Here is a 13,707-nt window from a genome sequence, read left to right on the forward strand (position 1 = left end):
TCCGGTCGGCGACTAGCCGATCCCTGCCTGCTGGTTGGCGGCGTCGAGGAACGCCTGCATCTTCGGCTGGGCTTCCCTGAGGTAGTCGGCGGCGGTCTGCTTGCCGTCGATCACCGGCTGGATGTTGGTGAAGAGCTCGTCGTACCACTCGCTGTTGTAGGTGTTGTTGGCGGGCAGACCGCGACCGTAGTCGTTGACGATCTGGAGGAACTCCTCCTTGTTCGCGGGCATGGTGGTCGAGTCTGCGACCCAGGTGTCTGCCATGTCCTTGAGGTTCGGGATCTGGATCCCGGCGTCGACGAGGCTCTGCTGCGCTTCTTCGTCTGCCGTCAGGTACTCGACGAGCTTGACGGCTTCTTCGGGGTACTCGGTGCCGTTCGAGACGGCGATGCCGAGGGAGCCGACCCAGGTCGCGCTCTTTCCGCTCTCACCGACCGGGTAGGGGATCAGGTCCCACTCGAAGTCGAGCTTCTCGTAGGTGGAAACGTCCCACGGTCCGACAGGGAAGAACCCGAGCTCCCCCTTCATCCAGCGCTGGTAGGTGTCGAGGGTCTGCGCTTCCGCGACCGACGGGGTGACCTTGTGCACGTTCTGGAGGTCGGCGAACCACTGGAGCGCCTCAGCGAACTCCGGGGTGTCGACGGTGACCTTGGTGCGGTCCTTGTTGAGCCAGTCTCCACCGTTCGACCAGACGAACGGCTGCAGGTTCCACTGCACGTTCAGGCCGGTGCCCCACTGGTCGATCTTGCCGTCGCCTGTCTTGTCCTGGGTGAGCTGCTTGGAGATGTCGACGAACTCGTCGAGCGTGAGCGGGGTGTCCTTGTCGGGGAGCGGGATGCCCGCTTCCTCGAACATGGTCTTGTTGTAGCCGAACGAGAACGGCCCGACGTCCTTCGGCAGCGCGTAGATGGCGCCGTCTCCGACGAGCTTGCCGTCGTAGCGGTAGCTGTCGACGCCGTACTCCCAGATGTTGTCGAGGTCGATGGTGTCTGAGCCTTCGACGTATTCGGTGATGTCCTTGACGACACCGTTCTTGACGTAGGACTGCACGTCGCCCTGGGCGATGTAGAAGACGTCGGGCACCTTCTTGCCTGCGATCGCGGCCTTGAGCTTCGTGGCGTACTGGTCCGCGGTGGTGACGATGACGTCCACTTCGACGTCGTTCGCCTTCTCGAACTCCCCGATGGCCTTTTCGTAGGCCTTCTTCTCGTCCTCGCCCCCGCGGAACATGAATGTGAGCTTCTTCTCACCGGAGTCGCTGCCGGCTGTCGCGGAGCATCCGCTGAGCAAGAGGCCTGCTGCAGCGAACATTGCTACAGAGGTGGCCATCAAACGTGACGTCTTCATCACGTGTCCTTCCCGTTTGGCTGTGCTGTGGGTGGCCGGATGCTTCGCACAGAGCGGGGTGGGCATCCATTGACCGCGTTGATTTACAACGTTGGAAAGTAGAATGACACGGACATTGAGTGAACGTCAAGAGTTTGGGGCAAAGTTTTTCCAACGTTGTAGACGGCGCCGCCGCAGCGAGGACATCAGGTGCGGTCGATGGCATCATGTGCGCCGGGAGTTCTCGACCGGACGTGGAGTTTTCGCGCAGCACGAGCGGGCGCAGCGGGTGCCGCGGCATCCGAGGCCCCGATGGCTCAGAGGGCCGTGGACTCCCGCTCGACGATGGAGAAGTCGGTGAGGAACTCACGGGGCGGAACCTGCTCGTCCCGACTGGCGATGCGCTCGGCCAGGACCCGGACCGCCGTCTCGGCGATCTCGTCACGGCCGGGGTCGACCGTCGACAGCGTCGGCAGCGAGTATTTCGTCTCGTCGAGGCCGTCGAAGCCGATCACGGCGACATCCTGCGGGATACGCCGCCCCGCCTCCTGCAGGACCCGGACGGCTCCGAGTGCGAGGGTGTCGTTGAGGCCGAACACGGCGTCGAACTCGACTCCGGAGTCCAGCAGCCGGTGCATGGCCTGTGCGCCGTCGAGACGGTGCCACTCTCCCACGTAGCGCACGAGCGATTCGTCGTAGGGCAGGCCGGCATCGGCGAGCGCGTCCCGGTAGCCCTGGACGCGCAATGCGGCAGATCCGACCAGTTCGCCCTCGTGCGCGCCGATCACGGCGATCCGGCGGCGTCCCCGCTCGATCAGGTGCGCCGTCGCTGCTTTCGCCGCCTCGACGTTCTTCATCGTGACGTGGTCGGTCGGGCCGCCGAAGATCCGCTCGCCGAGGAGGACGAGCGGGTATGGCACGTTCAACAGCCCGGCGTCGTCGGAGCTCATGCCGAGCGGGCTGAAGATGAGCCCGTCGGTGAGCTGAAGGCGGGGGCTCGAAAGCATCGCGATCTCTCGATCGCGGTCTCCCCCACCGGTCTGCTCGATGAGCACGACGAGCTTGTGCCTCTCGGCCGCGCGGATGACGGCATCCGCCAGCTCGGCGAAATAGCTCAGGCTGAGTTCGGGCAGGGCGAGGCCGATGACTCCCGTGCGACCGGACCGGAGGCTCCTCGCCGAGATGTTGGGTTTGTAGCCGAGCTCTGCGATCGCCGCGAGCACCTTCTCGCGCGTACTGGGACGGATGTGCTCGTAGTCGTTGACGACGTTCGACACCGTCTTGATCGAGACGCCGGCGAGCATCGCGACGTCGTGCAGCGTCACTGCCATCGAGCTTCCCGCTTCCTGCTCACCGAACGAACCCGTCGCGTCGCTTCGTGTCAGTACGAACCTACAACGTTGCAGGGCCGGGGTGCGGCACCCGCCCCGATTTCAACCGCTGGGCGGGTCGGAAGGATGCGGCGGCATCCGTCAGCAGCATCTCCCCTGCGGGTTGCGATCCTGCTCGTCGTCGCGCTCACGCCAGAACAGGCGTTCGGGCACGGGCGGCGTGTCCGGGTGGGTGGCGGCGTGATGCGCGAGGTACACCTCGTATGCGTTGTCGCCCATCACCGCCTTCACATATCGGCCGGCCGAAGCCAGGCCAGACCTGAGGTTCATTCGTGCCTCGCTTTCACACGGCGGCGCTCGACCGGCAGTTCGTCCCACTGCTTCTGGATCCGTTTCTCGGCCTTCGTCGAGAAGATGCCCGAGCCGCCGAAGAGCCGCGACGGGACCGCCGGATCCTCGGTGTTGATGCCGCCGCCGTTCTGGAACGCCCGGATCGTGCGCCACACGGCGATGCCGATCACGATGACCGTGAGCGTCACGAACAGGATCGACAGGGAACCCTGCACTGTCGTGTTTCGGACCACGGCCTCCATGGCCGCGCGGTTCGGGGCCGTGCCGAAACTCTCCTCGCCCTGCTCGAGCGCCTGGCGGAACGCCGCGTTCTGTGCCCAGTAGCCGACGGCGGGGACGGGCGAGAAGATCTTGTACAGGGACGCAGTGACCGTGACGATCGTGGCGAACGCCAGAGGAACAGCGACGACCCAGAGGTACCTGAAGTAGCCCCTGTCTGCGACGATGGCCAGGCAGACGGCCAGCGCGATGGCTGCGAGCAGCTGGTTCGCGATGCCGAACAGCGGGAACAGGGTATTGATCCCGCCGAGCGGGTCGGTGACCCCCATGATGAGGATCGCCCCCCACGCAGCGACCATGATCGCCGTGCAGATCCACGCCCCCATCGTCCAGCTCGCATCCCGGAACTTCGGGATGATGTTGCCGAGCGTGTCCTGGAGCATGAACCGGGCGACACGCGTCCCGGCATCGACGGCCGTGAGGATGAACAGGGCCTCGAACATGATGGCGAAGTGGTACCAGAAGCTCATCATTCCGACGCCGCCGATGAACGACTGCATGATGTGCGCGAGCCCGACGGCCAGTGTCGGAGCCCCACCGGTGCGGGAGACGATGCTCTCCTCGCCGACGTTCTTCGCCGTCTCGGCGAGCAGTTCGGGAGTGAGGTTCACCCCGGTCAGCCCCAGTGAGTTGACGAAGGCGACAGCGCCTTCGATGGTGCCGCCGGTGTTCGCCGCCGAGATGTTCATGGCGAAGTACAGCCCGCGGTCGATCGAGAGGGCCGCGACGAGGGCCATGATCGCGACGAAGCTCTCCATGAGCATCCCGCCGTACCCGATGAACCGCGTCTGGCGTTCCTTCTCGACCAGCTTCGGGGTGGTCCCGGAGGCGATCAACGCGTGGAATCCGCTCAGCGCACCACACGCGATGGTGACGAAGAGGAACGGGAAGAGCGATCCGGGAACGACGGGACCGCCGGCGGGGTCGCCGGCGAACTCGCTGAAGGCCGGCACCGTGATCTCTGGCCGGACGATGACGATGGCGACGGCGAGCATGACGATCGTGCCGATCTTCATGAATGTGGAGAGGTAGTCACGCGGTGCGAGAAGCAGCCAGACCGGGAGGATGGCGGCGATGAATCCGTAGATGATGATGCCCCACGCGATCGTGGTGCGGTCGAGCGTGAAGAGTGCTGCGCCCCAGTCCGTCGCTGCGACGGCGCCACCGCCGACGATGGCCGCCATGAGCAGCACGAAGCCGATGATCGACACCTCGGTGATCTTCCCCGGTCTGATGAACCTCAGGTAGACACCCATGAACAGCGCGATCGGAATGGTCATCGCGACGCTGAAGACACCCCACGGGCTTTCACCGAGTGCGTTGACGACGACGAGGGCGAGGATGGCCACGATGATGACCATGATCACGAGGGTGGCGATGATGGCTGCAGTGCCGCCGACGCGTCCGAGCTGGTCGCGCGCCATCTGGCCGAGGGAACGCCCGCCGCGCCTGGTGGAGAAGAACAACACGAGGTAGTCCTGGACGGCACCGGCGAGGATGACTCCGACGATGATCCACAGCGTCCCCGGCAGGTAGCCCATCTGGGCTGCGAGCACTGGCCCGACGAGCGGGCCGGCTCCCGCGATCGCCGCGAAATGGTGACCGAAGACCACGCGGCGGTCGGTGGGGACATAGTCCTTGCCGTTCGCCTTGTACTCGGCGGGAGTCGCCCGGCGGTCGTCCGGCCTGGTGATGGCCCGCTCGATGAACTTCGAGTAGAACCGGTAGGCGATGAGATAGGTGCACACGGCCGCGAAGACGAACCAGATCGCGTTGACGGTCTCACCACGGACGATGGCGAGCATCACCCAGGCGACTCCACCGAGGAGGGCGATGGCCACCCAGAGTGCGATCTTCGCCGGCGTCCAGTGCCGTTCCTCGGCCTCGCGCTCGTCGTCGGGAACCGCCACGGGGGGAAGGTTCGGATCCTGTTCGATCGTGGCTGCTGCGGCGTCGGCCGTCTGCCCGCCTGTTTCTCGTTCGGCGTCGTTGCCCATCGGAACCCCTCAGTTTCGCTGTCAGTGCACGCGCCGGCATCCTCATGGGATCCCGGAGTCGCTGTGCTCCGATGCTACCGCCACTGTCCCCTGAACGGGGCCCAATGGCGCGGGGTGGGATGCCGTCGGCGGGGTCGCGCGGGTCGACCGGCGTCGCGCGGGTGTTTTTTCACCCGCGCGGGGCCGATTCACCCGCGCGTGACGGTCCGCCGGCGCGACCGGCCGTCAGCCGACGAGCGCAGGCACCCGTTTGGGCTGCACGATGAGCCAGAGCGCTCCGACCGACACGAGCGAGGTGGCGAGCATCACCGATCCCATGGGGATCGCCGTGTCGATGCCGAGCCAGCCGACGATCGGTGAGATCAGTCCGGCGAGCCCGAAGTTGAGGGCGCCGAGGAGGGATGCCGCCGTTCCGGCCTCACGGCCGTGGTTGACGAGGGCGAGGACCTGCACGGCGGGGAACCCGAACCCTGCGGCAGCGATGAAGACGAACAAGGGCACGAGGATGCCGATGAGCCCTGCGCCCGCCATGCCGAGGCTCACGATCAGCAGGGCGGCGATCGCCTGCGTGATCGTGGTGGCGGCGAGGATCCACTGCGGGCCGAACCGTCGCATCAGGCGGGACGAGATCTGCACACCGACCACGATGCCGAGCGAGTTGACGGCGAACAGGAAGCCGTACTGCTGTGGGTCGAGGTTGTAGACCTCCTGGAACAGGAACGACGACGCGGACAGGTAGGCGAACAACCCGGAGAAGCTCATTCCGCCGATCACGGCGACGCCGACGAACACGCGGTCGCTGAACACCGAACGATACCGGTCGCGGACGGTCGAGTGACCGGCGATCGAACGGCGCGCAGGCGGAAGGGTCTCGACGATGAACAGCGAGACGGCGACGACCACGATGATGCCGTAGATGGCCAGGAACACGAACAGTCCACGCCAGTCGAGGAACAGCAGCAGCTGCGAGCCGATCACCGGGGCGAGGATCGGCGCGAGGCCGTTCACGAGGGCAAGACGGGACAGCATCCGAACCAGCGGCTTGCCGCCGAAGAGGTCGCGGACCATGGCCATCGCCACGACACCGCCGGCCGCTGCGCCAGCACCCTGCAGCACGCGGAACGCGCTGAGCCAGACGATGTCGGGCGAGAGCGCGACGCCGATGCTCGCGGCCACGTGAACGCTCGTGGCGAGGATGAGCGGGAGCCTGCGCCCCACCTTGTCGCTCCACGGCCCCATGAACAGCTGCCCGATGGCGAAACCGAGGGTCGTTCCGGTGAGGGTGAGCTGGATCAGGGTTGCCGAGACGTTGAGGTCGTCCTCGAGCACCGGGAAGGCGGGCAGGTACAGGTCGATGGTGAACGGTCCGAGCGCGGTGAGCGACCCGAGAACGAGGATGTAGACGAGCCTCTGCCGGCGGGAGAGGGAGTCGCCGGGGTGCACAACGGTAGTCACGAGATGAAGTCCTAGATAGGAGCGGGCTGCGCCGCGGATGCCACGGGCGGAATCTGCCGGTGCCCTGAACGTAACCGCGTGGCTGAGGCGCGATATTCCCGTCAGGCGAAACTTCATCGAATCGATTCGAGGCCGACGCTCTCAAGATTAGCATCCGGTTGCCGTTGCAGCGGAAAGTCAAGTTACTGCGCGCTCGACGGGAGTTATCGCTCCGAGCGCACGTCCAACAGGAGCGAACGGCTGTTTTCGGGCACGCTCTCCTGCTGAGCGGGCCCGTGCGGGGTGATCAGGCCGTGACCGCTCCCGCGACGTGCGCCGGGTCGGCGATGAGCGGCTCGAATGCCAGCTCGGCAGCACCGATCAGGAGCAGGTCGGCCCCGAGCGTGGCGCGGACGATCCGCACCTCCTCGAACGACGCGGCCAGGGTCTGTCCTTCGACGAGCCGGTCGAGCAGCTCGGGGTCGACGGCGTAGATCGAGCCGAGGAATCCGCCGAGCACGACGAGTTCCGGGTTGAGCACGTTGATGGCGTTGCGCAGTGCCACGCTCAGGATGCCGAGCTGGCGTCTGACCTCGCTCGTCACCGTCTGCAACCCCGAGTCGAGGAGCGCACTTTCGAGCTGGGCCGAGTCCGCCGACTTCAGCCCGAGCAGGTCCAGCAGGCGGCCACGGTTGACTTCGTCCTCGAGCGCTCCCCCTGTCGACGGCTGGTCTGGTCCGTCGGGCGCGGTGACGAGGTTGTGACCGAACTCCCCCGCGTACCCGCCGACCCCGCCGAGAGGCATCCCGTTGGCGATCACTCCGCCACCGATACCGCTGGCGCCTCCGTTGAGGTAGATGAGATCTCGGACGTCACGGCCGACGCCGAAGATGTGCTCGGCGAGCGCGCCGAGGCTCGCGTCGTTCCCCGCCAGGGTCGGGTACCCGGTGGCGTCGGCGAGGAGCGTCGCAACCGGTTCGTCGACCCAGCCGAGGTGCGGTGCGAGCCTCACGAGTCCGTCAGAGCGGACAAGACCTGGCACGGCGACCCCGACACCGACGATGACGACGGATGCCGGCAGCCCGGCCCTGAGGCCGGCGATCAGTTTCGCGGTCACCCGCACCGTCTCGGCCACGCCGAGCGGTTCGTCGAGGTCGTGGCGCACCTGGGACACGACCTCGCCGTGCATGCGGACGACGCCGACGGTGATGGCGTCCTGCTCAGGGTTCACAGCGAAGGCGACGCAGTCCGGATGCGGCCGCACCACGGGAGACGGTCTGCCGACGCTGCGCGCGCCGGCCGGCTCGACCTCGATGACGAGCCGCAGTGCGGCGAGTTCGCCGACGAGGGCGGCGACGGTCGAGCGGTTCAGTCCGGTCTGCCTGGTGAGCGTCGAGCGCGACACGGCGCCTTCACGGTGCACGAGCCCGAAGATTCTCGAGAGGTTGTGCTGCCGGACGGTGTCGAGGTTGGTACCGCGGTTGTTCACAGGAAGTCCAGAGGTCTGTCGCAGGCCGACTGGTTGCCGGCTCCCTCGAACGATACCGAAGGTCGTGCCCCTACGGCCGCCACGCCCCGCCGGGGCGTGGCGGGCATCCGGGTCAGATCACGGCCGATCGGTCGCGCGCACCGACGGTGTGCCCGCCCGCACGCCTGGCCGAGAAGGTGGCATCCGCGTCGCTCGTCACGGTGATCGTCTCACCGTCGCGTGTGACCGTGAGGGTGACGGATGCCCCGTCGAGCGGGTTCGAGACGGCGACCGTCCGTGTTCCGCTGAAGCCGGGGTACACGGTGACGATGGCGCCGTCGGTGTAGTCGTAGTCCGGTCGATCGGTGCGTGACCCTGTGACGATCACCGACCCCTCACGCACCCAGAGTGGGAGGCTGTCGAAGGCGTGCGTCTCCGTCCGCCAGGACGGACCGTCCACGACGTCGCCGGTGAGGTAGTTCGTCCACGTGCCCGCCGGCAGGTAGAACTGAACGTCGCCGGCCGCACTGAACACCGGTGCGACGAGGAGGTCGGAGCCGAGGAGGTACTGGCGGTCGAGGTAGTCGACAGCCGGATCGCCGTCGAACTCCAGCTGCATGGGACGCATGAACGGCGAGCCGGTCGCGTGCGCCTCCAGCCCGACCTCGTACAGGTACGGCATGAGTTCGAGCTTGAGTTTCGTGAAGCGCCGAGTCACGTCGACGGCGCTCAGGCCCTCTGCCTCCGTGCCGTCGTCGAACAGCCATGGCACGCGGTAACTCGTCGAGCCGTGTAGGCGGGAGTGGCTCGACAGCAGTCCGAACGCGAGCCAGCGCTTGAACACCGCAGCGTCCGGCATGCCCTCGAACCCGCCGATGTCGTGGCTCCAGTAGCCGAAGCCGCTGAACGCGAGCGACAGCCCGCCGCGGAGGGTCTCGGCCATCGATTCGAAGCTCGACGAGTTGTCTCCGCCCCAGTGCACCGGCTGCTGCTGGCCGCCGACCGTCGCCGACCGGGCGAAGAGCACGGCGTCGCCCTGCCCGCGGTGCTCCTCCAGCACCTCGAAGACGGCTTTGTTGTAGAGCTGGGTGTACCAGTTGTGCATCACGTCAGGCGACGATCCGTCGTGCCAGACGACGTCTGTAGGGATGCGCTCACCGAAGTCGGTCTTGATGGCGTCTACCCCCTGCTCGAACAGGCGCCGGAGCTTGTCCTGGAACCAGGCCGTGGCATCCGGATTGGTGAAGTCGACGAGGCCCATGCCCGCCTGCCACATGTCCCACTGCCAGACATCCCCGTTGGGCTTCTTCACGAGGTAGCCGGCGTCGCGGGCCTCGGCGAAGATGGCGGCGCGCTGGCCGATGTACGGGTTGATCCACGCGGAGACGTGCAGGTTCCTGTCGTGCAGGCGGGCGAGCATGCCCTCCGGGTCGGGAAACACCCGCGGGTCCCACTCGAAGTCGGTCCAGTTGAACTCACGCATCCAGAAGCAGTCGAAGTGGAAAACACTGAGCGGGAGGTCCCGTTCGGCCATCCCGTCGATGAAGCTGGAGACGGTCGCCTCGTCGTATTGCGTGGTGAACGACGTCGACAGCCACAGGCCGTACGACCACGCGGGCACGCGGGCGGGTCGCCCGGTCAGCCGGGTGTACCGCTCGAGCACGTCCTTCTGGGTCGGACCGTAGATGACGAGATACTCGAGTGCTTCGCCGGCGACCGAGAACTGGACCTCTTCGACGCTCTCGGTTCCGACCTCGAACGAGACGTGCTCCGGGTGGTTGACGAGCACCCCGTAGCCACGGTTGGTGAGGTAGAACGGCACGTTCTTGTATGACTGCTCGCTCGACGTTCCGCCGTCGGCGTTCCAGATGTCGACGGTCTGACCGTTCTTGACGAGCGGGCCGAACCGTTCACCCAGGCCGTAGACGAGTTCGCCGACGCCGAGAGACAGTCGACCGTGCAGGTAGGCGGATGCCGGTGCGAGGCCGGTCTCGGTGACGCCCGAAAGCCCGGCCGGCTCGGTGGTGACAGGCGCGCCGTCTGACAGGGCCATGTATCCGATCGACTTGTGGCCGCTCGACGTGAGCGTGCGGCCCTCGGCCTCGAAACTCAGGTTCCACGGGGCCCCCTGCGCGATGCGCGCGGTGAGCGGTCCCGCGGTGAGCGCGCCTCCGGCATCCGTCACCTCGATCGCGACGTCCGGGTCGCCGGCGCCGACGAGGTCGAAGCCGGGGCCGGTGGCAGCGCCCGTGTCCTTCTCGACCCGCACCCGGATGACGCCGTCGAGCGGCGAGGACAGGGTCACGGTCAGCGCGGGGCGGTTGAGCACGTCACCACGGCGTTCGATCACCTTCGTGGGGGCCGTGATCCGAAGCACGTCCTCACCGGGGTCGATGTCGTATGCCTCCTGGGCGTACAGAGCGGTGACGCCTGGGCGCGCGAGCCAGTATCCGTCTGTGAACTTCATGCGCGGGTGTCCTCTCTGAGAACGATGACGGCGCCGGGCGCGACGGGGCCCGGCTCGAATCGGGTGTCGGTGACGAGGTCGAGACCCGAGGCCTCGAGGCGCAGCGGTGTGGACGAATGGTTGATGGCGAAGAGCCACGACCGGTCCTGACCGACCCGGCGCACCAGTTCGAGGCCCCGGTCGGCGACGGCGACCGGCCGGAGGGCGGCGCGGCTGACGAGGTCGTCGACGAGCTCTCCAGTGGATGCGGCATCGAGGTGGGTGGCCACGTATGTGGCGGTGCCCGAGCCGACCGGGTTCCGCGTGATCACCGGGACGCCGGCGAGTTCGCCCGACGTGTACGAGGCAACCGGTTCGGCTCCGTCGAGGTGGGCGAGCTCGGTCCAGATCGAGCCGGCCCAGCCGTTGTCGATGGTGACCTGTTCGCCTTCGAACAGCGGGTAGAACTCCTCCACCCGCACGCCGAGCAGTTCACGGAGGACACCGGGGTATGTGCCGTGCACCCGGTTGTGCTCGTCGACGATGCCGGAGAAGTAGGTGACGATCGCGTGCCCGCCGCCGTCGACCCAGGCGGTCAGCCGCGCGGCGTTCTCGCCGCTCATCAGGAGCAGGGTGGGCACGACGACGGCCGTGTAGCCGTCGAGATCGTCCGACGGGTGGAGGATGTCGACGGCGATCCCCCGCGCGGTGAATGCGCGATGGAGTTCGAGCGCCTGGTCGATCGCTGTGACGTCGACGGTCGGTTTCCGCCCGGCGCGGAGGGCCATGGCGGCGTCGTAGTCGAACAGCATCGCGACGGATGCGCGTTCGACGCGACTCCCGGCCACCTCTGCGATCGCCTTGAGCGTCGCACCGAGGGCTTCGGCTTCGCGGTAGACCTTCGTGTCCGCTCCGCCGTGCGGGACGACCGCGGAGTGGAACTGTTCGCTTCCTGCCGTCGACTGGCGCCACTGGAAGAACAGTGCGCCTTCGGCGCCGCGGGCGATGTGGGCGAGGCTGTTGCGGGCAAGCTCCCCTGGGGACTTCGCGCGGTTGCGCGGCTGCCAGTTGACAGCAGATGTCGAGTGTTCGATCAGCAGCCAGGGGTCGCCCCCTGCCATACCCCGCACGCGGTCGGCGCTGAATGCCAGCTCCCCGTGCCGTTCGGGGTCGATGCCGATCGTGTAGTGGTCGTTGGCGACCAGGTCGACCTCGGCTGCCCAGGCTCGGTAGTCGGCGACGCCAGGGTGGTTCTGCACCATGAAGTTGGTGGTGATGGGGATGTTCGGTGTGATCCGGCGGAGCACCTCCCGCTCTGCGCGATAGTGGTCGAGCAGCGCGTCTGAGCTGAAGCGCTCGAAATCGAGCAGCAGGCCGGGGTTGTGCCCTGTGCCGCTGTGCCGCGGCGGCTGGACCTGGTCGAACGAGGTGTAGTGGTGGCCCCAGAACGCCGTGCCCCAGGCGTCGTTGAGCGCGTCGATGGCGCCGAACTTCTTCTCCAGCCAGGCCTGCCACGCGAGTCCGGTTTCGTCGCTGAAGCAATGGTTGTTCTCGTTGCCCAGTTCGTTGCTCACGTGCCAGAGGCGCAGCGCCGGGTGCTCGCCGTAGCGTTCGGCGAGCTTCTCGACGATGCGGAGGGCGTACCTCCGAAAGGTCGCCGAGCTGGGTGACCAACCGAGACGGCCACCCTGTGCCAGCCGAACGCCGCGGTCGTCGACGGGGAGGATCTCCGGGTGTGCCTGGTGCAGCCAGATCGGCGGCGCGGCGGTCGGGGTGGCCAGGTTGACGCCCACTCCGCCCTCGTGCAGGAGGTCCATGATGCGATCGAGCCAGCCGAAGTCGAACTCCCCGTCTGCCACCTCGATCAGGCCCCAGGAGAAGACGCCGAGGTTGACCGAGTTCACCCCTGCGCGGCGCATCAGCTCGATGTCTTCGATCCAGACCTCCTCCGGCCACTGCTCTGGGCTGTAGTCGCCTCCGAAGGCGAATCCGTCGGAGATCCGGCGGAACGCGGTCGGCTCCGGCAGGTCGTTGGCGCAGGACAGGATGCTGTTCATGACGGTGAGGTTCTCTTTCGGTGGAGCTGCGTGTGCAGGGGACGGGTCAGGATGCCGGCGGCCAGGTCGACGACGGTGGTTCTTTCCACGCGTTCGACGGTGGCACGAGCGTTTCGAGTTCCTCCCAGAGCGACTCGGGGATGTCGAGGAGGTCTGCGGCGATGGCGTCCCGGATGTGGGCGGCGGAGGTCGCGCCGATCACGGTAGACGTGACATCCGGGTGCCGCGAACTGAACTGGATGGCTGCGGCGGCAAGAGGAACCCCAGCGCGCGCGCAGGCCTCTCCCATCAGCCGGACGGCATCGGTGACGGCAGGGGTGGCCTGCTCGTAGGCATACCGGGTCGCCGGTCGCGGCCAGTTGGCGAGGGCGCCTCCTCCGTAGACCGCGGCGTTCACCACGGCCATGCCGCGCCCTGCCGCTTCGGCGACGAGTTCAGCCGACGAGCGGTCGACGAGGGTGAACCTGTTGTGAGTGATCACCGCGTCGAACAGCCCGGTCCCGACGTAGTGGCTGAGCATCGGCGCAGGACCGCCGGAGATGCCGATCCGCTCGGCGACCCCTGATTCCTTCATCGCCACGAGGGCGGCGACCGGGCCGTCGACGGCGAAGGCCTCGTCGTAGCTGATCAGTTCTGGATCGTGCAGGTACAGCAGGGGAACCGATTCGATTCGGAGCCGGTCGAGGCTCTCGGCGAGGCTCCGTCGCATCCGCTCGCCGCCGAAGTCGCCGGTGTCCGGGTCGCGATCGAGCTTCGTCTGGAGAACGATGTCGCCAGGTCCGCCGTCGATGGCCGCACCGATCACGATCTCACTGTTGCCCCCGCCGTACTCATTCGACGTGTCGAGGAAGGTGATGCGCCCTGGGGCGTCTGCGGGCATGCCGAGTACCTCATCGAGCGCGGGCACTGGCCCGTTCCCGACCCGGGCCTGCGACCAGGACGATGTGCCGAGGCAGAGGCGTGAGACGAGCGGGCCGCCTGTCCCGAGGGGGCGGAGGGATGCTGGTGGCGTCATGGG

General features: G+C 67.1%; 9 protein-coding genes. All 9 read right to left on the reverse strand.

From position 1 onward, the window contains the following. Positions 1-12: 12 nt before the first annotated feature. Positions 13-1,347 (reverse strand): ABC transporter substrate-binding protein, encoded by a 1,335-nt coding sequence (locus AC1M0F_RS09440; RefSeq protein WP_480237973.1) that lies wholly within the window; start codon positions 1,345-1,347, stop codon positions 13-15. Between the two features lie 296 nt (positions 1,348-1,643). After that, entirely contained in the window at positions 1,644-2,657 is a 1,014-nt protein-coding gene (locus AC1M0F_RS09445) for a LacI family DNA-binding transcriptional regulator (RefSeq protein ID WP_480237974.1), read from the reverse strand. A gap of 141 nt (positions 2,658-2,798) precedes the next feature. After that, positions 2,799-2,987 carry a YbdD/YjiX family protein gene (locus AC1M0F_RS09450; protein WP_480237975.1) on the reverse strand — a complete coding sequence of 63 codons (189 nt, stop codon included), beginning with the start codon at positions 2,985-2,987 and terminating at the stop codon, positions 2,799-2,801. Beyond that, on the reverse strand, positions 2,984-5,284 hold the full coding sequence (locus AC1M0F_RS09455) for a carbon starvation CstA family protein (RefSeq protein WP_480237976.1): 2,301 nt from the start codon (positions 5,282-5,284) through the stop codon (positions 2,984-2,986). Before AC1M0F_RS09455 ends, AC1M0F_RS09450 begins: the two co-directional genes overlap by 4 nt. Before the next feature lie 225 nt (positions 5,285-5,509). Next, the gene (locus tag AC1M0F_RS09460; protein ID WP_480237977.1) at positions 5,510-6,739 is read right to left on the reverse strand and encodes a multidrug effflux MFS transporter; all 1,230 of its coding nucleotides are present in this window, start codon (positions 6,737-6,739) and stop codon (positions 5,510-5,512) included. Between the two features lie 286 nt (positions 6,740-7,025). Next, the gene (locus AC1M0F_RS09465) at positions 7,026-8,207 is read right to left on the reverse strand and encodes an ROK family protein (RefSeq protein WP_480237978.1); all 1,182 of its coding nucleotides are present in this window, start codon (positions 8,205-8,207) and stop codon (positions 7,026-7,028) included. A gap of 112 nt (positions 8,208-8,319) precedes the next feature. Further along, positions 8,320-10,653 (reverse strand): alpha-xylosidase, encoded by a 2,334-nt coding sequence (gene yicI, locus AC1M0F_RS09470; RefSeq protein ID WP_480237979.1) that lies wholly within the window; start codon positions 10,651-10,653, stop codon positions 8,320-8,322. Further along, positions 10,650-12,689 carry a beta-galactosidase gene (locus AC1M0F_RS09475; protein ID WP_480237980.1) on the reverse strand — a complete coding sequence of 680 codons (2,040 nt, stop codon included), beginning with the start codon at positions 12,687-12,689 and terminating at the stop codon, positions 10,650-10,652. Before AC1M0F_RS09475 ends, yicI begins: the two co-directional genes overlap by 4 nt. 46 nt (positions 12,690-12,735) lie before the next feature. Continuing rightward, positions 12,736-13,704, reverse strand: a complete 969-nt coding sequence (locus AC1M0F_RS09480) for an aldo/keto reductase (protein ID WP_480237981.1) — start codon at positions 13,702-13,704, stop codon at positions 12,736-12,738. Between the last annotated feature and the right edge of the window lie 3 nt (positions 13,705-13,707).

The sequence above is a fragment of the Mycetocola sp. Y719 genome (assembly GCF_056713205.1).